Origin of the sequence: Halobacteriovorax sp. GB3 (assembly GCF_028649655.1) — a bacterium.
Classification (GTDB): Bacteria; Bdellovibrionota; Bacteriovoracia; order Bacteriovoracales; family Bacteriovoracaceae; genus BSW11-IV.
In genome coordinates, this window is sequence record NZ_JAQSLN010000001.1 from 21,163 (window position 1) to 41,521 (window position 20,359).

Annotated in this window: 17 protein-coding genes; 6 read left to right on the top strand and 11 right to left on the bottom strand. The window is 36.5% G+C overall.

The features are described 5' to 3' along the window. Positions 1-9: 9 nt before the first annotated feature. Genes HBN50_RS00115 through HBN50_RS00140 form a run of 6 tightly spaced genes read right to left on the bottom strand, consistent with a single transcriptional unit; the run spans position 10 to position 5,239 of the window. Positions 10-816: a TatD family hydrolase gene (locus tag HBN50_RS00115; protein ID WP_273866953.1), complete on the bottom strand. Its 807-nt coding sequence runs from the start codon at positions 814-816 to the stop codon at positions 10-12. A 2-nt stretch (positions 817-818) separates the two neighbouring features. Continuing rightward, positions 819-1,970: a vitamin K epoxide reductase/DsbA family protein gene (locus tag HBN50_RS00120; protein WP_273866954.1), complete on the bottom strand. Its 1,152-nt coding sequence runs from the start codon at positions 1,968-1,970 to the stop codon at positions 819-821. Further along, positions 1,970-2,566 carry a polyphenol oxidase family protein gene (locus HBN50_RS00125; protein WP_273866955.1) on the bottom strand — a complete coding sequence of 199 codons (597 nt, stop codon included), beginning with the start codon at positions 2,564-2,566 and terminating at the stop codon, positions 1,970-1,972. The genes HBN50_RS00120 and HBN50_RS00125 overlap by 1 nt, the downstream gene beginning before the upstream one ends. Next, on the bottom strand, positions 2,566-3,600 hold the full coding sequence (locus HBN50_RS00130; protein ID WP_273866956.1) for an RluA family pseudouridine synthase: 1,035 nt from the start codon (positions 3,598-3,600) through the stop codon (positions 2,566-2,568). The genes HBN50_RS00125 and HBN50_RS00130 overlap by 1 nt, the downstream gene beginning before the upstream one ends. A gap of 5 nt (positions 3,601-3,605) precedes the next feature. After that, positions 3,606-4,268, bottom strand: coding sequence for a helix-turn-helix domain-containing protein (locus HBN50_RS00135; protein WP_273866958.1), 663 nt, complete (start codon positions 4,266-4,268; stop codon positions 3,606-3,608). A 20-nt stretch (positions 4,269-4,288) separates the two neighbouring features. Continuing rightward, entirely contained in the window at positions 4,289-5,239 is a 951-nt protein-coding gene (locus HBN50_RS00140; protein WP_273866959.1) for an AAA family ATPase, read from the bottom strand. Between the two features lie 195 nt (positions 5,240-5,434). Here HBN50_RS00140 and HBN50_RS00145 point away from each other — a divergent pair, with 195 nt between their 5' ends. Further along, complete coding sequence (locus HBN50_RS00145) at positions 5,435-6,079, top strand: diacylglycerol/polyprenol kinase family protein (RefSeq protein WP_273866960.1); 645 nt, start codon at positions 5,435-5,437, stop codon at positions 6,077-6,079. Here the strand turns inward: HBN50_RS00145 and HBN50_RS00150 are convergent. Next, the gene (locus HBN50_RS00150; RefSeq protein ID WP_273866961.1) at positions 6,076-6,759 is read right to left on the bottom strand and encodes an LON peptidase substrate-binding domain-containing protein; all 684 of its coding nucleotides are present in this window, start codon (positions 6,757-6,759) and stop codon (positions 6,076-6,078) included. The genes HBN50_RS00145 and HBN50_RS00150 overlap by 4 nt on opposite strands. Positions 6,760-6,919: 160 nt before the next feature. On the opposite strand from HBN50_RS00150, the gene HBN50_RS00155 reads away from it, so the two are divergent. Together HBN50_RS00155 and HBN50_RS00160 are read left to right on the top strand one after the other, a co-directional pair. Next, positions 6,920-7,864 carry a type I phosphomannose isomerase catalytic subunit gene (locus HBN50_RS00155; protein WP_273866962.1) on the top strand — a complete coding sequence of 315 codons (945 nt, stop codon included), beginning with the start codon at positions 6,920-6,922 and terminating at the stop codon, positions 7,862-7,864. Then, entirely contained in the window at positions 7,848-8,651 is an 804-nt protein-coding gene (locus HBN50_RS00160; protein WP_273866963.1) for a hypothetical protein, read from the top strand. Before HBN50_RS00155 ends, HBN50_RS00160 begins: the two co-directional genes overlap by 17 nt. A gap of 57 nt (positions 8,652-8,708) precedes the next feature. Here HBN50_RS00160 and HBN50_RS00165 read toward each other — a convergent pair whose 3' ends face one another. The 3 genes from HBN50_RS00165 to HBN50_RS00175 form a co-directional block, all read right to left on the bottom strand. Then, complete coding sequence (locus HBN50_RS00165; RefSeq protein ID WP_273866964.1) at positions 8,709-9,050, bottom strand: hypothetical protein; 342 nt, start codon at positions 9,048-9,050, stop codon at positions 8,709-8,711. A gap of 169 nt (positions 9,051-9,219) precedes the next feature. Then, complete coding sequence (locus HBN50_RS00170; protein WP_273866965.1) at positions 9,220-11,412, bottom strand: methyl-accepting chemotaxis protein; 2,193 nt, start codon at positions 11,410-11,412, stop codon at positions 9,220-9,222. Positions 11,413-11,539: 127 nt separating this feature from the next. Further along, entirely contained in the window at positions 11,540-11,782 is a 243-nt protein-coding gene (locus tag HBN50_RS00175) for a DUF5522 domain-containing protein (protein ID WP_273866966.1), read from the bottom strand. A 297-nt stretch (positions 11,783-12,079) separates the two neighbouring features. Between HBN50_RS00175 and HBN50_RS00180 the strand changes: the two genes are divergently transcribed. From HBN50_RS00180 to HBN50_RS00190, 3 genes are all read left to right on the top strand, one after another. Continuing rightward, on the top strand, positions 12,080-13,738 hold the full coding sequence (locus tag HBN50_RS00180; RefSeq protein ID WP_273866967.1) for a long-chain-fatty-acid--CoA ligase: 1,659 nt from the start codon (positions 12,080-12,082) through the stop codon (positions 13,736-13,738). A 133-nt stretch (positions 13,739-13,871) separates the two neighbouring features. After that, positions 13,872-14,729 (top strand): TIGR02285 family protein, encoded by an 858-nt coding sequence (locus tag HBN50_RS00185; RefSeq protein ID WP_273866969.1) that lies wholly within the window; start codon positions 13,872-13,874, stop codon positions 14,727-14,729. 184 nt (positions 14,730-14,913) lie between these two features. Next, positions 14,914-19,332, top strand: a complete 4,419-nt coding sequence (locus HBN50_RS00190) for a hypothetical protein (protein ID WP_273866970.1) — start codon at positions 14,914-14,916, stop codon at positions 19,330-19,332. Between the two features lie 35 nt (positions 19,333-19,367). Here HBN50_RS00190 and HBN50_RS00195 read toward each other — a convergent pair whose 3' ends face one another. After that, entirely contained in the window at positions 19,368-20,312 is a 945-nt protein-coding gene (locus HBN50_RS00195; RefSeq protein ID WP_273866971.1) for a hypothetical protein, read from the bottom strand. Between the last annotated feature and the right edge of the window lie 47 nt (positions 20,313-20,359).

Consider the following 20,359-nt stretch of genomic DNA (forward strand, 5'->3'; position numbering starts at 1 on the left):
AACTAGGAATTAGAACTTGAAAACGTCAAAGGCATTTTTGTAAGTCTTTTTTAAGACTTCTTCGATAGTCTCATTTTTTACTTCTGCAATCTTTTCGATAACAAAAGGTAAATAGTAAGGTGCGTTTTCTCTTCCTCTATAGGGAACGGGAGTTAGAAAGGGGGCATCCGTTTCAACGAGTATTCTCTCAAGCGGTGTGATATCGAGAATATTGCGAACATTTTGAGCACTATTAAAAGTAATGATACCGTTAAAACCTAGATGAAAGCCTTCGTCTAAGCAAAATTTTGCTAAGTCCATTCCCGAAGTAAAACTATGAATAACGCCTTTTCTTTTTAGTGAAGACGAAAAGTTTTTTAAAATGGCGACAGTATCTTCATCGGCATCACGAGTGTGAATAACTACTGGATAGTCATGATCAACAGCTATCTGGAGTTGCTTTTCGAAGAACTCTCTCTGTTCTTGTCTAGGAGAGTTATCATAGTGATAGTCAAGGCCAATTTCTCCAACAGCTACGACTTTAGGAAGAGCTAAATTGGCGACAATCTTATCAAGAACAGTTTGGTCTATTTTCTTGGCCTCGTGGGGATGAATTCCTTGTGTGCAGTAGACATTGTCGAATTGATTGGAAATTGCAATGACGGCATCGAGATTGCCCGGCTCGACAGCGATTGTAACAACTTTTTCAATATTTGATTTTTTAGATTTTTCTAGGATCTCTTGCGTTGGAAGATCTTTTAGATAATCGAGATGGCAATGTGTTTCGATAATAGGGAGATCCCAAGTTGGAATCTCCCTTTTTTTATTTTTTCCCATAATTATTTACTATTTTTTACGATGTCATCCAAAATTCCGTAAAGTTGATTAAGTGGAAGAACACCTTCAATTTTAACACCATTTATAAGCATCGTCGGTGTAGAACGTACATTAAATGGGTTTGATTGTGCGATCAAGTCCATAACAGCTTTTTTTGTCTCTTCTTTTTTAAGACAATCGAGAACACCTTCTTTTTTCGCATAGTTATTGATCCAGTCGACGTCCATTGAAGCTTGATTGTGAAAAATGTCATCGTGTACTTTGACAAATTTTTCTGGTCCAGCACAAACCGTCAGGTAAGCAGCACGACAAGCAAGAGGGTGCATTGGGCGATTAATAGAAGGGTTACAGTCCATATCGAGTGGATAGAAAACATATTGGATGTTTATCTTTCCTTGGTATTTCTTTGCAATCTTTGGAGCTTGCTCACTTAGCATCTTGCAAGCAGGACATTGATAGTCTGAAAACATTGTTATTTGAATCGGAGCATCTTCAAACTTCTCTGAAGAACTTGCAATTCTAAACGGACTTTCTTCTTTAAGTGAACCAAGGTTTGGAAGTGCTTTAAATTGAGAAATAACACTTGCAACAACTTTATCGTTTCTTTCAAGCTTATTAGAAATATTGAACCAAAATCCACCAGCGACAACAAGAGTTACTACTGCAAATGAAGATGCTGGGATTGGACCAATAAGTCTTACGTTTGAATATTTAAAAAAGATAAAGAAAACTGCTGCTGAAAGAATATAGTACAGTGTACAAAATGGACAAAGACTTCCAAGAGCAATAAGAGAGTAGAGAAAAAGAACAACACAACCTACAAGGTTTAAAAGAAGAACTTGATAGATTGTTCCTTCCATTTCATCTGTTTTAAAAACAAACCCCATGAATGTGAAAATACCCATTAGCATTCCAAAAACAGAAATTGGAACACCTGCAATATTCGATAGTGGTGAATTTGTTGCTGTATCACAGTTAAAGAAGCTATTAATGTCACAAAGAGTAGCAGAGCCTGCTAAACCTGTTGGAAACTTAACTGCAAAATAGTGGTTAGTTAGATAAATCGAAACACCAATCATTGATGCCGCGAGAAGCATTAATAATGCATGGATTGATACAGAGCTCCCTCTGAAGAGCGACTTTGAAGTAATCATTACTTTTCTCCCATATTATTTTTTAAAAGAACATTCCAATTTCTTTTTGTTGTTTTGTTGAGTCTATAGCTATGAAATTTATCGTCTTTGAAAGTACATAAGGCACAATCAAAGATGAATGCATCTGGATAGCTCGTTAGTATTTGTTTGCTTATCTCTTTGAAGAGACTGAAGTATATTTTGCCATCTTTTTTTGAGAAACTGTCTGAGTTTTGAAAATTTTCTGTGAATTCTTCAGAAACTTCATATACGTCCTCTTGAATGTGAGGACCAATAATAAATAATTCTGGTTCAATATCTTTTATTCTTTGATTGAGGATGATTTTGGAGGCGACACCTCTCCATCCTGCATGAACCATCGAAACACCATTTTTGCCAAAGATTGCAATGGGGAGACAGTCAGCCGTTTTGATGGCAAGAGGCTTATTGAACTCTAGATTTGCTACGAGTCCGTCTGCGCTTTGAATGTCATCAGAAGCATCTACGACATCACATCCATGAACTTGATTAACTTCATGAACAGGAAAGTCTGGCCTGTCGTCAAAGACTGTAAAAGTATAGTTTTCAAATTGCTTTTCAAAAACTTTATTGGCCATTAGTCGTCCTTTAATTCACTCTTTGCATAGTTTAGAACTTTTTGAAAGAGCTCCGGTGGTTCAACTTCATAGCGAATTTTTTCTTTTGTAATTGGATGAACAAAGCCTAGAACCCTTGCATGCAAGAAGGGGTGAGGATAGTCTTTGATAATCGCTTTATAATCATTTCCAAGACGATTTAAGTGTTCTTTTGGATTCCCATAGAGAGGATCGCAAAGGATTGGCTTTTTCAAAAGTTCGCTTAAGTGGACTCTAATCTGATGAGTTCGCCCCGTCTCTAGAGTCATTTGCATATGAGAAAAAGAGTTGAAGTACTCGAGGACTTTATAATGAGTTAAGGCCCTTTTACCACCTTTAACATCACAAGCTTGCTTAAGCCTATTTTGTGGATGACGCCCAATTGTTGATTCAAGTGTTCCTTCACTTGGGATTTTTACACCCATGACTAAGCATTCATAACGTCTTTCAATATCGTGAGAAGAAAAAAGTCTTACGAGTCCTTCGTGAGTTTTTTGGTCCTTAGCTACGACCATGACACCACTTGTGCCTTTGTCTAATCGATGAACGATACCTGGTCTTTTTTGATCTCCAACCCCTTTAATGTCTTTGCAGTGGTGAAGGATGGCATTGACCAGTGTTCCTGTATAATTTCCTGGAGCTGGATGAACGACCATGCCTGCTGGCTTATTAATCAAGACGAGATGCTCGTCTTCGTAAACGATTTCAAGAGGAATGTCCTCTGGTTGCGCATCTGCAGGTCTTGGTGGAGGGATGATAATTTGAATTTTACATCCCTTTGGTGGGATCTTTTTTAATTCAAGTTTTTTAGTATGTGAAAAGCCTTCAACATAAGAGATAAGGCCCTTATCAAAAAGGGCCTTTATAAATGAACGACTTTGGTCTTTTAAATGTTTACTTAAAAATTGATCGAGTCTTTTGAATTCAAAAATATCTTCGTCTTTGATTTCTAAAATAATCTCTTGCGCATTTTCTCTTTCTTCACTTTGAAGAAAGTCATCTATTAAATCGGACATATTGTCTAAGATTCCCCTCTGGCTTGCTTTAAAAGATAGAGGTATGACGTTGCGACGAGTTCTGGATTAAGCTTTAAGCATTTTGCATATTGATAAACGAAACCACGAACATAAACAGTTGCAGGTAGATTATCAAATTGCTCTTCTTCAATATTTCTAAGATATGTTTTAGAAACTTTTGTCATTTCAGCAAGGCGATTCATATCAACATTCTTGTATTCACGAATCTCTTTTAAGAATTCACCAGGGAACTCATTCGCTTGCTCAATTCTTTCTTCAAAATCAGAATTCTTGTCGTATTCCAGAGAAAACTTTTTCGCTGCAACGATTTTAGTCATACTTGTTTCACGCTTTCTCTCGACAGCTTCGCGCATTTCATTTTCACGTCGCTCGAGTTCACGCTTTCTAATCTCTTCAATTCCAACAGTCTCTATACCACGAGCATCATTGTACTGTGAGCGTTTGGCAGGATCGCTGAGAATTGTATAAGCCTCTTCAATTAATCCAAGGATTTTCTCACATTCATCTTTCGACATGAGAGAATACAAGGCCAAGCTATCTTGCCCATAGGCTGATTTAGCCTGCATGTAACCTTGGTGAATTTCTTCTTGAGTTGCCGTCGTTGGAACCTCAAGAACTTCATAGTAGTTTTTGTTAGTACTTTCCATGTCTAACCCCAATTATATTTTTAGTTGTTTAACTTTAAAAGTTTATGAACAATTTGATCAAAGTTGTTCACTAGGGCAGAGTTTGGAAATTCCATAAGAAGAGGTCTTCTCTTTTTTACACTTTGCCAAACTGTTGCATCGTAGTTCAGATAACCTGCATAATCGAGATTGATTCCAAAGTACTTTTTGCAGATGATCTTCATAGAAAAACCAATATCAATATCAGCTTGAGTTCTAACTTGATTGATAATCAATCTCGGTTGTAGTTTTTGGATTTCCATTTGAAGTCTTCGACCCATATCTGGATTTTGCTCAATAACTCTTTGAATTAGGTCTGCAGGTGTCGCATTTTGCGATATTTTTGCATTCATGATTTGATCGATCATTGGACCAATTTCAAGGAGGTCCTCTGCCATGGCCAATTTTCTATGGAAGACAGACTTGATGAAACGATAAGTGTTCTCAATAGACGTTGGTTCAGGAAGGGCCACGAGAATTCCCTGATCAGCAGAGATAAAGAAATCAAGTGTGTTAAAAGTCGTTCCTGCTCCTAAATCGAGGAGAATATAATCAGCATCAAGTTCAGTTAGCTTAGAGAGGATCTTGTTTTTTTGCATCTGCTTGAGATTGGCAATTCCAACATCGTCTTGCGCTCCACTGATAATGGATAGGTTTTCAATTGGTGTTTGAGTTAAAAGTTCATTAAGGTTCTTAACTTTTTTAGTAAGATAATCGGACAATGTTTTTTCAGGAATTGGTACACCTAGAGTTGTATGGAGGTTTGCCCCACCAAGGTCTAGGTCGATCGTAACGACTTTGTAGCCAACGAGAGCCAGACAAATTGAAAGGTTTGCCGTGACTAAACTTTTTCCTACGCCACCTTTTCCTCCACCGATGGCCCAGATTTTTTGTCTGCGCTGACCATCTAGAAGGTGACTTCCTGATTCATTAAATGGTGATATATGTGTCAAAACGTTACGCCTTGTGTTGAAGTTCTTCTCAATATTACAGATATTATAGGAACAAAAACACGGAATGTAAGGGGCTTAGAGAGAATTTTTTGAACGACCTTGCGTGGTGCGCCATCCATCTAGACGACTCGCATCTCTAAGTGTAGACTCGGCCACCGGGAATCTTAAAAAAATCTTGAGACTTGGGAGAGAGAGATGTTCGCTGAGAGCACGCGTTTACATAAAAGGTCAGATCTTCATATTGTGAGAAAGCTCTGGCACATCACATCGGGACTAGCTGGACTTTATGCTTATTATTCTGTGGGTCATGAGGCCAAGCAAGTAGGCGTCTTTCTGATGGGATTTGCTATTTTCGCTTTTATTGTCGAATTGATTCGTATTAAGGCCCCTGCTTTAAACTCTTCGATTTTAAAAGTGATGGGACCTTTTATGAGAGAGTCCGAAAGAAATAGTCTCAGTGGTCTTCCGTTCTTTGTTTCTGGTGTTGGTCTTTCTCTCTATCTCTTTGATGAAGAGATTGCGATCCTTTCAATATTCTTTCTAACTTTTTCAGATCCTCTTTCTTCCCTTGTTGGAATCTTATATGGGAAAGATAAAATCTTACCGAACAAGTCATTACAGGGAAGCGTTGCAGGTTTTATCTGTTGCTACTTTTGTACATTGATTTATGGACTTAACTTTTTAGAACCAAATGTTGATCTCTTAATCTTTGCAACGTTTGCAGGAGTTATTGGATCTGTCTCTGAATTGTGCTCTGTTTTTATTGATGACAACTTTACCATTCCTGTTATTTCAGGACTTGGTTTAACGTTACTTAATAATTTTGTACCTATTTTTTAGTGGCCGACTTTTTCAAATTTTTCTAATTGCTCAAACTCTTTAATAGCAGAGACGACAATAAGGTCTTCATTAAAAGGGTTCTCATCTCTTAGGAGTATGTCGAGCATATAGATTCTTTCATTAAGAGAGTCATTTTCCAAAAGAAGTTGCCTTAGTTCCTTATCTTGAATGAGAAACATACAAATGTAATCGACGACATGATAAATAGAACTAAGAGTTCTTAGGAATGCCTCGCGCTCAATACTGTCTGGTATATTTTGGTGGAGCCATTCATCGAGAATCGTTTTGAGTCTTGCTATATGGCGACTTTGAGATGAAGCAACATTACTTCGATCGTAGTATCTTTCAACAGAGTAGACCGGATAGGGAAGATGTTGTTCCTGATGCATGAGTTGAACTCTTCCAACTCCTCGAATTAAAATTTTGAGACTACCATCGTCGAGCTCTTCTAGGATAATAGGTTTACCAATGCCACAAATATTTTTTGGTTTGAGCCTTCCCGTATTATAGAAAGTATCTGTATCGGCCATGGCGATGCCTAGTGGCGTGTTGTTTTCGATACAATCATAAATGAGCTGAACATAAAGTGGTTCAACGACAAAAAGTGGCAACGAAGTATTTGGAAAAAATACAACATTTGGGATTGGCAGAATGGGAATGTTTTCAAGTGCATCTTCCATATATATGATTGTAAAGGTGATTGATTGCCAGATGGAGAGAATCTTCTCATATTGCATAATAACCGTTATTTAAGAGTCTAAGCTTGAAAACGAGGTAATTAATTGAGAGAATTCAGCTGGTCGTTAATAAAGAGTTGTTTTTATAATGAGGATTTCTTTTATGTTGCGTAATATTCATAAGTTGAGACCAACATTCGTCTATAAAATTTGGGGTGGGGTTAAACTTGAGTCAAAACTCAAGGAATCTCAAAGCTTAAGTGCCTCAAATAATCCTCTTGGGGAGACTTGGGAAGTTTCGATTCACCCTGATGGACCATGTTTTTTAGAAGATGGTTCAATGCTAAGTGAGCATGTGGATCAAAAACAACTACCTTACCTGATAAAGTTTATCGATACCTCTGAGAATCTCTCTGTTCAAGTTCACCCTAATGACGACTATGCTAAACGTGTAGAAAAGGGGAGTGGAAAGACTGAGTGTTGGATTATTACTGAAGCACAGGCGGGGGCAGGGATCTATTTAGGTTTCAAAAAGGGCATTAACCCTAGTGACTTCAAAGATGCAGTTTTAAAAAGTGAAGATCTTTCGGCCTTTCTCCAGTTTCACGAAGTCTCCTCTGGTGATTTTTTCTATGTACCGGCTGGCTCTGTACATGCCATTGGTGAAGGCGTTACTTTGTTAGAAGTTCAACAAAGCTCTGGGATAACTTATCGTGTTTGGGATTGGAATCGTGTTGATAAAGAAGGTAAGGGAAGAGAGCTGCATATTGATAAGGCCATGGACGTCTTAAACTTCGATGAAAATGCCAATACTTTAGAATTCTTTAAAACAAAGAAAGAGCTTTTCAAAATGAGCGGATGTGAGTCGATTGTTGAACATAGAGATTTCAATGTCGATCTTCGCAACATGAACTCAGGTGAAAAGAGTTTCATCAAAAACAGTGGCAAGTATTTAACATCCTTAGTTTGTCTCAAGGGTGAGCTTACAATTAAGGTTGAGAACGAGGAAAAAACCCTAAAGGCCTATGAATCAATGATTATCAGTGATACAATAAAAGATATCGAGATTCTTGCTTCAGGGAGTTCTTCTTATGTGGTGGTTAATTAGAACCACATTCATTACCTTAGTTCTATTACTATCTTCGTGTTCAAAGCATTCTGATGTTGAGATTACAAAAGATTATATCAGAATTAAGCCAGATAAAGTTGATTTACATAAATTACTTATCGTCCCATGGAATGTTGGTCCAGAAAGAGAACAGCTTGTTTCTAAAGGCGTGAGAGTCAGCCTTAAATTTCCTGCACTAGATTTAGAATCTATGGAGGCCATCATATCTAGATTTGAGGCCGACTCATGGCTTGTTCGAGTGAGAAGGGCAAGTTTAGCCAGTTCTGTGGTTGTTGGCCAAGTCTATATTCCAATTGCAATTCCAGGCAGGCATTCTTCAAGCAAGTACAGAAGACTTCAGCTTGAAAATGGTGTGATATCAATTTATTTTTCTGCATCGGCCATTTCAAAGAGGTTTGCAAACTTCCCATGTCCAGCAATTGATCATAATCGTCTTATTGAGGATGTTGCTATTGATCGAATTTATGAACAGGACTCTTTCTTTGTAAGCGTCGCTGAGGTTCAGAGGATACAAGGTAAGGTCATTGATTTTGGTTATGATTCAACTATCTTAAATGGAGGAAACTCTCTCATCGGTGATTATACTTTTGAGCTCGCTCTCTATAACTCTAGAGATAAGAGAAAAGTAAGTAACTTTGTTAAGGTTCCAGAAGTTTTAAAAGTAAAGAACGAATCCCAAGTTAATATTCAAGGTTGTGAAGATTTTGAAATTCCTATTCAAAAAAATGAAGGGGATAAGTGGGATAGTTTTAAATGGAAGAGATAAAAGAAGCCTCGCTATTAGCGAGGCTTAATATTTGAAATCAAAATTTCGCAGTGTTTTTTATTTCCATGAACATGTGAGAGGGTAAGTCATCTCATGTCCTTGTTTAGAGCGCATTTGAATATAATCATCTAACTCTGAAAAAGAATTTGTATTATCAATATGAAGCTTGTGCTTCTTTCCTTGAAAACTAAAATAAGTCGTAAATCCCGTCGCAGTCTTTCTCATTCTCTGGGCCACTGTACTAGCAAGGTTTCTACCTTCAAGAACTAATCGATCGTTCTTAATTGTAAAAATATGATTCTCACGAGGTGTGTGACATTTAATTTGTTTAACACTCGCTTTAGAACCGATGGCCATAAGCATAACTGAAATAACTGCTAAAATTTTGATGATTTTCATATCCACTCCTAAGTTGGTCTCTCGCTATAGTAATAAGCAAGGAAGATGCCAAAATGGGGGATATAAAATTAAGGGGTTGAGGCTTTGCTAAAGAGAATACTGTTAGAATTATAGGGGCCGTCAAAAAATTAGACAAAAAAAAGGCCTACTCTCGTAGGCCTTTGTGTATTTATCCGACATCTTCGAATCGATCATCGTCTCTATCTGGTATAACAGAACTAGCAGAGATATTAATATCATCGTCCTGTTCTATTTTCTTTTTATCTTCCTGCACAACTTCTACTACTGGTTCACTTTCTTTTGAAACAACTTCTTCAAAGCGTTCTTCATTAGAGGCTACTTCAGTAGCTTCAGACTCAACCTCATCCATAAAGACGACGTTTTCAAAGTCATTAGAGCTGTCTTGTTCAATCTTTTCTTCTTTCTTTGGAGCTTCGATTTTTGAGAGCTCGATACTTTGAGCGTTAGCACCATGAATGATACCCATGAGATTATCAACCGTATGGTTGAGCTTCTTGGCCTGCTCATTTAGAGAGCTAGCATTGTCAGAAGTACTATTGGCCATCTCTGTATTTTCTTGAGTGGATTGATCAATATAACCCATGGCCTTATTGATTTCTGTAATACCCTCTGATTGTTCTCTCGAGGCTACAGCAACTTGAGAAGTCATTTCATTAACAGAAAGTACTTTTTCTAGCATTTCCTCAAGTGCTTTTGAACATTGATGTGCACTAGAAATAGAGTGGTCTACTTTCTCTTTTCCCCTTTGGATAAGAGTTTCAATTTGTTCTTTATTGCCTTCAACCATTGTTTGAACATTCTTAATCGACTCATTAAGCATGTCTGAAATTTCTGTTGCAGCATCACCACTTACTTGAGCAAGATTTCCAACCTCTTCGGCAACAACGGCAAAGCCTTTTCCATGTTCACCAGCTCTTGCTGCTTCAACTGAGGCGTTAAATGAAAGGAGTTTCGTTTGGAAAACGATATCATTAATGATTTTCGTTTTTTCACCAATCTCAGCGATAACTTTTGAAATGTTCTCCATTTCAGCATTGGTTTTATCCATCTGCTTCATGATATCGTCATTACTTTCACTAACATTTTGAATCGAATTAATCATTCCTTCAACAACTCGCTTACTATCTTCAGCAGTTGATTTCAGGTTATTTGTTAAATCTTTTGTTTTATCTGAAACGTCTACGTTCGAGCGGACCATAGCACTAATTTCATCAAGAGAAGAAACTGTTTCTTGAACGCTAGAGGCTTGTCTATTAGAAGACTCTGATAGAGTTTGACTTGCATCCATAAATTCTTCAGAACTTTTAAAGACGAGGTTAGCGAAGTCTCTTAAAGAATTTACAATTGTATTTAATTGTAAGTTCATTGGCTTAACAATGAGAAAAGAAACGATAGCTAGAATAATAATCATGATCGCAGCAAAGGCCATGGCCATTGTCTTATAAAGTTTTGCTTCTGTTTGAACAAAGGCCTTAAGAGAATCCTGTGTTGAAACAATCGCTCCATCAACTTCATATGAATGATCTTCAAATTCTTCTTTATAAGACTCATTATCTTGATAGAGATCAAGTGTTTTAGAAAACTCTGAAATAAGCTCTATATCAACCTTTAAGGCCTTATCAAAGAAATCGGTATACTTCTTCTCATTGATATTATTTACGACGAGGGAAGTATCTTTATTAAGTTGCTTAATTTCAGAAATAAGTTTGTCTGCACCTTCTTTAAAGCCATCGACTCTATCACCAAGAATAAGCCCATTAAATTTAAAGAGAATATCTCTTGTTTTGATCACTTTATCTTTTAATTGAAGATTAAGTTCTTCTTTATTGTAGTCGACCTCTCCGTCAAAGAGTCTCTTCTTTTCTTTATCTTTTCTAAGCTCAACGGCCATCTCATCAATGAGAGAACTCATCGCATAAACATCTTTAACGATGGCCTGCTCGTTCTTCTTAATTTTTAAAGATTGAGTTGAAAGGCGGCTAAAAATTTCATTTTTTGTTTTAAGGTGCTTTGCAAGAACTTTCAGGTTCTTATCAATTTCCTCATTCGTTTTAATGTCGACAATTTCATTTAGAATTTTGTCGGCCCTTTTTTGTTCTTCAGCAATTGATGTTAGGTAACTATCATCGTGATTGAGAAGAAATTGGATTCTCAGAATCTTTTCCTGGTCTAGCCTAGTGACGAGAGATTTTAACTTTCGATCAATTTCGAAAACTTGATCTGTTTTGTGACCAAGAAGTGTATTGATTCCACCGACTGCTAAAATACTAAAGACACCAATTGCTGCAAGGGCATAGACTTTGGCAGAAAGACTAATTTTCCTTGAAGATAAAAATCCCATCGAACAAATCCTTGTTTAAAAACTTTTCCCATTATAAGGCCATTTCATAGATCTATTCGGATAGTTTGGAGATAAATTTAGAGTAATTTCATTGATAAAGAACAAGGAATGTTAATGACTAAGCGGTCTAGAGAAATTCTTTGTCGATTTCCCCGTCATATATCTCGATTTCATCAGGAGCTGATGACCAGCGGTCACTAAGCTCTTGAGGAACCTCTGGGTTAGATGATTCGATACCAAAGGGGCAGTGAGTACAGCCACTTTTACAACAAAATCCACGTCTTAGGTGGTATTCTCGTGTAAAAACCATGAGGCCATCGCCATTGAAATAGTAGTCTTTACCTTCGGTAAGTTTGAGTTCTTTAGTCATGAATGGATCTTAGCAAAGAAGTTACAAAAAAAAAGGCCTTCAATTCTGAAGGCCCATTCTCGCGTGCGTGTATTCAATTTAATATTGAAATAATTCAGTTCCTGTCGAATTCCTATTCGAGAGTCTCAGGAAGTGGAGGGCAAACATACCCAGAGTGGCATTTACCGTAAAGGGGAAACCACCAAAAATGGTCATTTTTTAGGAATTCTTTAGGAAGGTGGAAATGACTGCGTCTTGTGAACTTAGTGACGCCTTAGTACAATTAAGGGGTTAACATCAATTCAAAGGAAACTATTTATGGAAAGAGTGTGGTTTGAGCACTATCAACAAGGTGTGGCAAAGGAAATTAATCCTGATCAGTATCAGTCCATTCCAGAGATTTTAGAGAAATGTTTTACAAAATTTAAAACGAAGCCAGCTTTTCATAATATGGGAAAAACTCTCACTTATGGTGAGCTCGATCTTTTATCAAAGAAATTTGCTTCATATCTACAAAATGATCTCGGCCTTAAGAAAGGTGATCGAGTGGCCATGATGATGCCAAATATTCTTCAATACCCAATTGCTCTTTTTGGAATTTTAAGAGCTGGTATGGTTGCGGTTAATGTTAACCCTCTCTACACAGCAAGAGAGCTAGAGCACCAACTTAAAGATGCTGGTGTTGATACAATTGTTATCTTTGAAAACTCTTGTCACACATTACAAGAGATTGTTGCAAATACTCCTGTTAAAAATGTTATTACGACAGGTATTGGCGACATGCTAGGTTTTCCAAAGTCACTTATTGTTAACTTTGTAATTAAGCATGTTAAAAAAATGGTCCCAAAATGGAATCTTCCTAACTCAACACCATTTTTACAAACTGTTTCTAAGGGTGATGAAAGTAAATTTACTCAGCATGAAATTAAAGGTGATGATACGGCCTTCCTTCAGTACACAGGTGGAACAACTGGTGTTGCTAAAGGAGCTGAGCTTATTCATAGAAATATCGTTGCAAATATGTTGCAAGCAAAGTCATGGATTGATCCTGTAACAGAAGAAGGGAAGGAAATTGTTATTACTGCTCTTCCGCTCTATCACATCTTCTCACTGACAGCGAATTGCTTCACATTTAGCTACATTGGTGGTCTCAATATTTTAATTACGAATCCAAGAGATATTCCTGGTTTTGTTAAAGAGCTTTCTAAGTGGAAATTCACAGCAATGACTGGTGTTAACACGCTTTTCAATGCTCTTTTAAATAATGATGAATTTAAAGCGCTGGACTTTTCTTCACTCAAATTAACTCTTGGTGGGGGAATGGCCGTACAAAAAGCAGTTGCAACGAAGTGGAAAGAAGTTACGAAAAAGCCTCTTATTGAAGCGTATGGACTAACGGAAACTTCCCCAGCTGCCTGTATCAATCCACTAAACCTACCTGAATACAATGGTTGCATTGGACTTCCTGTTCCTTCAACAGATGTTTGTGTAAAAGACGATGATGAGAAAACGTTAGGACAAGGAGAGATTGGAGAGATTTGCATTAAAGGTCCTCAAGTTATGCGTGGATACTGGAATAGACCAGAGGAAACGGCAAAGGTAATGACAAAAGATGGTTTCTTTAAGACTGGTGACATTGGTCTTATGGATGAGAAGGGATATTTCAAAATTGTCGATCGCAAGAAGGATATGATTCTTGTTTCTGGTTTCAATGTTTATCCTAATGAGATTGAAGAAGTCATCGTTGAGCACCCGAAGGTTTTTGAATGTGCCGCCGTTGGTGTTGCCGATGAAAAGTCTGGAGAAGTTGTAAAAATCTTTGTTGTTAAAAAAGACGAATCACTGACTCAGGAAGAACTCAAGGCCTTCTGCAAAGAGAACCTAACAGGTTATAAAGTTCCAAAACTTTATGAGTTTAGAGAAGAGCTTCCAAAATCAAATGTCGGAAAAATCCTAAGAAAAGAATTACGTTCATAATAAAGAAGCGCCCTTTCTGGGCGCTTTTTCCTCCTATCATTAATATATCTTGCCATTTACTCACGTTATTAAGGCCCTTTTATTAGATAATAGTTAGACGTCATATAGGACAATAATAAACGGGAAGAAGTTCATGATGAAAGTCTTGCTTCTGGTTCTCATAGTATTATCTCTTTCCTTTTCCTCTTCTTCTGATGAGGGCAAAAAAGATGTGATCATTTGGTATCAATATCACATGCCTCCATTTATGGTTTTAGAAGGACCTGATCAAAATAGAGGAATCTTTGATGGAGTTGTAACGACTCTTCAAAAGAAACTTAAATACTATGAGCATAGAAATTTAAGAATGAGTATCCAACGATTTTTCAGAACAATTTCTAATCACAATAATATTTGCTCGGCCTTAACTTTAAAAACACCCGATCGTGAGAAGTATATTTACTTTTCAAGGCCCTATTCAATCCTTCTACCAAATCGAATCATCATAAAGAAAAGCACGCACAGAATGCTTGGAAACCCAAAATCAATATCAATCAGAAGTCTTCTTCTCGATCCAACATTCTCAACGATTGTACAAGAGGGAAGAACTTATAAAATGCCTCTCAATAGAATACTGAGAAGACATGAGAGCGGCGGTAATTTCAAAAGAATGAATGTCGAAATGGAAATACTCTTTGATATGTTTGAAAGAGGAAGAATCAATTATTTAATAGAGTACGCTAGTGTTGCAAAATATTATCTGAAAAAGAAATTTGAAAAAGACTATGTCTTCTTACCAATTGAAGAAATGCCCAAGTATTACCAAGCAGTCATTGGATGTTCGAAAACAGAAAAAGGTAAGAGAATCATTGATCAGATCAATACAATTATAGAAAAAACTGAGACAGAGAAGGTTTTCAGAAACTCGATGAAGCGCTGGCTCAGTGAAAAAGAGAAAAAAGAAATTGAGCGAATAGCTGTTGATATCAAATTAAATAGCCCTTCGAAGTAGAACCATTTTTTCACATGTGTCTAAAGTCTAGACACCTCAATCTTTTAGACGATTTTAAAGGCCCACAGAGAATTAAACTCATCAAATTTTGAGGAGTTAACTGTGTAAATAACTCCTTTCTATGGCATAAGCTTTGCATTCTTTATAAGTACTTAAGTATTTTGGGGGAAATATGAAGGAGCTTATGAAAAAAGCAATTTCGGCATTTATTATTTATCTTTGTTCTTTTCAACTTGCCTTTGCAAGTGTTGTTGAGAACCAGAATCGTTTTGAAAACGATGCCGAATCTTATTTCGATACTTTCAAGAAGCAAAGTGAAAATTATAAAAAAGTAGTTAGTGGTTACGATAAAAAAGTTGATGAAAACTGCGAAGATCCTAAACCTGAAAGCAACTTTGATCTTTCATCTCTTCTTGGTGGACAGGATACCGTTTCATATGAAGGTGTAAATGATGAGTCTTTCTTTAAAGAATTAAAAGATAAGTCAATCCTCTCTTGTGATGAGAAGAAAGAAGTTAGTGAAGTTGTTCAAGAACAAGCTCTTTGTAAGAGAGAGCACATTCCTGGTTCTATTGGTCATTTTACAAAGAAAATGATGGATAAAAAGGACTTTGATCAAATCGATTACAATATCATTCGCTCTCAAACAAATGAGGCGATGAAGTATAAAAAAGATATTCAGAGATTGATGGATAGTGATCTCTCATTTGATATTAAAAGAGAAGCAGTTCTTCACTATATTCACAATGTACTCCTGCCTTATCGCGATCTCTTTGTTGTAACGAGAAAAGCTACAAATGGTTCAAAAGTTATTTTTGATTCCCTTTATCCTGTTTTTGATGCTGAACTCTTCGTAACAGAAGAAGAAGTTTCAAAAATTTCACTTGGAATCGACCAATATAATGATCCTGTTTTCAATAATCTTGTTGAATTAGAAGAGGGGATGTCGATCCGCTTTGATGAAGCAAAAATGGTAAAAAGAGATATTATTACACTTATGAAAGCACCAAGTGCTGATAACTATTTTCAAGTCTTAAGATGGTTTACTGTAAATATGCTTTTACAGCAAAAACGATATTTCTCATCAGTTCTTAATGCCCAAGACGATCTCGTTGATGTTCCACTCCAGTGTCAGGAGAAAATGGAGAACGGATCACTTCCTTCAAAAGTAGAATTTACGATTAATAAGAAATTTCAAGGAAAGCATGCTGAGATTCTCCTTTCTAATCTTGGATATGTTGATGGTGAGTATGGAGCATTTGCAAGAGAGTATTTCCTAGAAAATTCAGACTCTGATGCTCGTATTGATAGTTATTCAGGAATAGTTCCTTTTGAAGAATATTCACTAGCTAAAATCGCTCTCTATGAAAAGTCATCGAAATATTTTGAACCATCACTTGATGATACGAAACATTATGAACTAGTCATGAAGGCAAATAGAGGTGAACTTTACAATGTTTTTGAAAATGATGAAGAGATGAAAACATTTCTTTCCATTATTGATAGAGCAAAGAAAAATAGAGAGTTTGAAGTTCTTGAAGATGGAGAAGTTAGCTCATTTATTGCTTATGATGATAATCTCTCTCCCTATCTTGCGAATTATCTTCAAAGAAAAGGACTAAGCTATATTGATAATGCTCTTCCTGAGGGAATTGTAAGAAAGCTAAAAAGAAATAAAATTAAAATTGAATTTCCTAGTTTCAACTCATCTTCATTTTGGAGAATGTGGGCCCTGAGGTCACTTTCAAGTGTCTTAAAGGGGATGGATAAGAAGTCAAAAGAATACTCTCGTATCATGAGAATCATTACAAATGACTGTGGAACAGGTATGAGAATTAATCTTAGAAATCCTATTTGTTTCAACACAAGTGGTAAGTTCAACGGAGTAGTTAAAGCACTAGATGAATTTGCCGTTTCTGATTCATATGTACCTGTAAGAAGAATGAAAGAAGCTAAAGTTGATAAGCTATACCCAATGTTAGCAAAAATTTGGAATTATCTTCGCGATAAAACAGATCTTCTTTCAGATGCAACTATTGATGAATATACATTTATTCTTAATCAGATCTACGCTGGGAATGAGTTTGCAAGAGCGCGTCTTGGGTATGTTCTTGCTGAATATGAAATGATGAACTTTATCTTTGAAGAGGCTCCAATCCATGGGAGAAAAATTTCATGCGAAGCGAGAGCGTCAAGATTAGATCTTTTTAAACTCAGAAAAGCTGCCAAGAAATTTGGTTTAAATAAGCCATTAACTCCATTTTATGCTGATTCTATTTTAGATGATTCTAAAAAAGAATATGTTTGGGGCGAAATCTATAAGAAAAAGAATTCTGAATCAGAGCAACTTCTTACAGCTAAGCTAAGTGGAGGAGACGACGTCTTCAAGATTATGGAGTCATTAAGCTCTGAGACTATTCTCGATAGAAATGCTATTGAAAAATTTAACTCAAAGAATCTTTCTAATCTTTCTGAAAAAAGATGGGACGATATAAACTACGCATTGTCTTCAGTTGATGGAGAAAGAATTCAACTTCTTGGAGACCTATATAAAGAGAGAGGGAATCTTGAAAAACAACAAAAGATTCTTGCTCAATATTCTAAGTACTACTCTCTTGATGATGATTTTCAAGTTAAGGATGACTTCTTTAGTTTAGAAAATGCACTTAAAAAGCCTGTTTTTTTAGAACTTATTGAAAGAGCTGCTAAGAGTAAGTTGAAGAGTTTGGACAAGCAACTTGAGAAACTATGTATGACAAATATGGATGATCACGAGCAAATTAAGAAGATCTTCCATGGAACAAGTAATGTTCAAAATAATTTAAATCAGATCTTAGGACTTCAATCTGTTCCAGTAGAAGTACAAGAGAAATTAGATGAATGGACGAAAGACGAATACTTAGAAATTGGTGTTGGTTTTGGTGCACCAATTATTTCTATTGCCGCATATTTTATGGCCGGAACTTGTATAGTCGCAACAGGTGGACTTTGTGGGGCGCTCGTACTAGGTCTTAGTGGCTTAGGTCTTGCCGGACAATCTTATCTAGCTGTTCATGAATATAATAAGCATGTTCGTTCTAAAGATCACGTTAACTTTGTTAAGGGAATGGAAGATCTAGGTGTTGCAAACGCTGGTTCTAATGATGAAATGTCACACTCGCTTGGATGGGCAGCTTTTGAAGCTGCAGGAGCATTTGCACTTCTTTCAGTGGTTGGAAGATCATATAAGGTTGGAACAAACGTTTGGAAAACTAGTTCAAAGGCCATTGCTAGAAATAGCTCTCTTTCTAAAGAGGCCCAAAAAAGTGCTCTTCGTGAATCTGGAGAATCAATTGGAGAAGATGCTCAAACAGAATTTGCGAGACACGTACTTGGAATGGATGGAAAACAAATGATTCCCGAGCTCGAAAGAGTGGCCAAGGAAAGAGACTTAAAAGAGATTCTCGTAAGAATTCAAAGAGTCAAAGACTTACAAGCTCAAGGACTTATGACGAAGTCGGAGCTTAAGGAATCTGTGAAAAGAATTACAAATGATCTTGCAAAGCATACAGCTAAAGATGATCATGTTTATAAGTTTGTATCTAATGAAGTCGCTTACTACTCTAAAGAAGCTGTTGATCAAAGAACAGCTGAAGTTGTGTCCGCTTACTTTCATAATAATGATAAAATGATGCTCGATTATCTTAAATCATTGGACTCTCTTCTTTTGTCTAAGCACTCAAAGCTTGCTAAAGCGAGAAAGATTAATATGAATGTTAAAAACGGAACATATACGAGCAAATTTTTAAACTTCTTTAGAAAGTTACGTTACCGTTCGACGGCAGAGAATGCGACTAAGATGAAAAAGATGATCTCTAAACTTGAAAAGGGAGCACCTGATCTGACATTTTTTGTAAAAGAAAATATGGAAGACTTTACTGACTTCTTCTTTGATGGAGCAGTTAAGAAGAGAGGATTCTTACACGAAGTTTTCACAAAAGGTGGGCCACACATTGGTGGTGCAATGAGTGGAGGAAGGAGAATTCGCTACGTTCAAACATTTTCTGATGATGTTATTATGAGAAAGTTTTTTAATGCACGTGCTCGTCTTGTTTTAGAAAGCTCTAAAAGAGAGGCGAGAGAACTACTAGGACTAAGTGAAAATGTTAAGGCCGATAGAGTGGTTGATGCAATTAAAGCATTTAATGATTCGGTAGGTGAGGTTGTTTTAAAGTCTGAAGCTAAAGAAGCACAGAGTATTGCAAAGATGTATCTCAACTTTCAAGAAAGTGTTGCCAAAGATGTTGTTAAAAAAGTTGGTGCAAAGAAAATTGGAAATACCGGAAGTCGTGAATTAACAACTGTCTTTAATCAAGAACTTGGTATTAAGCAGGTGAGAGAATTAATGTTTCACCCTAAGACAATTCAAGAAAAAGCTGTAGGTGATTCTCTTTGGAGAAAAATTGATATTAATAAATTTCTTGGAGAGCAAACTGATGATTTCGCACACGTTGTTGTGAGAAAGTTATCGGGATATAGTAAAGTTTCTGAGTTTGAATCTTATTTAAATGCTTTACGTTTATTAGTGATGAAAAATCAAAAAGGTGTCGTTGAGATATTCTAAAAAAAAGCCCCGATAAAATCGGGGCCTTTTTATATCTATTTAAAAAAACAATTTTCTACTTCCATATCATCATAAGCTTTTTGCATGGCCTCTTTTCTACTACCTTGAGCTTTATCGATATCTTCTCTAAGTGTCTTTTTGAATGCCTCTTCAAAACTTGTGTTATCACTTTTTCTAAGTGCTGTAACTCTGTCGAATCTAGCGGCCCATTCTAAAAGTTGCTCTGGATTTTGCTCTTCTAAAAGAAGTTTTGTTGCAAAGTTATGTCCTGCTCCTAAAAGGTCTGTTCCATTTTTCGAATAACTTGCTCTTTTGAGAGATGACATAACTGTTTTCATTTCACTTGATCCATTGGCCATCAGGTCAATGTGCGTTGCTAGAGCGAGAAGATCACCCTTGTCGATCTCTTTAGAAGAGTATTTTCCAAGCTTCATTTTTCTCATGCTCTTTTTGATATAGCTTTCAAGTTGTTTGTCTGTTTTAAAACGTTTTTTCATTCTATTAATTGAGTCGTTAACAGTTTTGTTAGAAACTTCAATGATCGTTGCACCTTCTCCACAAGCAGTACAAGCGATTCTATTAATTGAACGAAGGCTATGTCTGTCTGCGATATATGTGAATTGTGTGAATGAATCAACGAGTTGATCTTTTGAAACTTTGTCAGCATCTTGATTTAGAACTGCAAGAATCTTCTTCGCTTCAGCTTTATCTGCAGCATCTGGAATTTGCTCAATGGCAGACTCTAGCTCTTGAAGAGTTGGCAGTCTGTTTTCATCTGGTGAAAGGTTTTTAAGTGAAACCACAATATTCTTTGCTTGCATTTGAGCAGCTTGAGGGTCAAAACCTTTTTTATAAAGTACCTCTTCAACTCCTGAAGCTGAAAGTAGGTAATCAAGAACTTTAGATGCAGCTAGCGTCTGAGTTGTCAGCGCAGAGCAAAGGGCCATGGCCAGTAGAGATTTTTTAAATAGATGTCTCATTTCTCACTAATCCTTTTTGGTGGTCTATAATTGATCAAAATGCTTAT

Coding starts and splice junctions, on each gene's coding strand:
- HBN50_RS00150 (WP_273866961.1), bottom strand. CDS start 6,759: ATGGAAGATGCACTTGAAAACATTCCCATTCTGCCAATCCCAAATGTT.
- HBN50_RS00180 (WP_273866967.1), top strand. CDS start 12,080: ATGGAAAGAGTGTGGTTTGAGCACTATCAACAAGGTGTGGCAAAGGAA.
- HBN50_RS00155 (WP_273866962.1), top strand. CDS start 6,920: ATGTTGCGTAATATTCATAAGTTGAGACCAACATTCGTCTATAAAATT.
- HBN50_RS00135 (WP_273866958.1), bottom strand. CDS start 4,268: ATGGAAAGTACTAACAAAAACTACTATGAAGTTCTTGAGGTTCCAACG.
- HBN50_RS00190 (WP_273866970.1), top strand. CDS start 14,914: ATGAAAAAAGCAATTTCGGCATTTATTATTTATCTTTGTTCTTTTCAA.
- HBN50_RS00115 (WP_273866953.1), bottom strand. CDS start 816: ATGGGAAAAAATAAAAAAAGGGAGATTCCAACTTGGGATCTCCCTATT.
- HBN50_RS00160 (WP_273866963.1), top strand. CDS start 7,848: ATGTGGTGGTTAATTAGAACCACATTCATTACCTTAGTTCTATTACTA.
- HBN50_RS00165 (WP_273866964.1), bottom strand. CDS start 9,050: ATGAAAATCATCAAAATTTTAGCAGTTATTTCAGTTATGCTTATGGCC.
- HBN50_RS00145 (WP_273866960.1), top strand. CDS start 5,435: ATGTTCGCTGAGAGCACGCGTTTACATAAAAGGTCAGATCTTCATATT.
- HBN50_RS00175 (WP_273866966.1), bottom strand. CDS start 11,782: ATGACTAAAGAACTCAAACTTACCGAAGGTAAAGACTACTATTTCAAT.
- HBN50_RS00185 (WP_273866969.1), top strand. CDS start 13,872: ATGATGAAAGTCTTGCTTCTGGTTCTCATAGTATTATCTCTTTCCTTT.
- HBN50_RS00125 (WP_273866955.1), bottom strand. CDS start 2,566: ATGGCCAATAAAGTTTTTGAAAAGCAATTTGAAAACTATACTTTTACA.
- HBN50_RS00195 (WP_273866971.1), bottom strand. CDS start 20,312: ATGAGACATCTATTTAAAAAATCTCTACTGGCCATGGCCCTTTGCTCT.
- HBN50_RS00120 (WP_273866954.1), bottom strand. CDS start 1,970: ATGATTACTTCAAAGTCGCTCTTCAGAGGGAGCTCTGTATCAATCCAT.
- HBN50_RS00130 (WP_273866956.1), bottom strand. CDS start 3,600: ATGTCCGATTTAATAGATGACTTTCTTCAAAGTGAAGAAAGAGAAAAT.
- HBN50_RS00170 (WP_273866965.1), bottom strand. CDS start 11,412: ATGGGATTTTTATCTTCAAGGAAAATTAGTCTTTCTGCCAAAGTCTAT.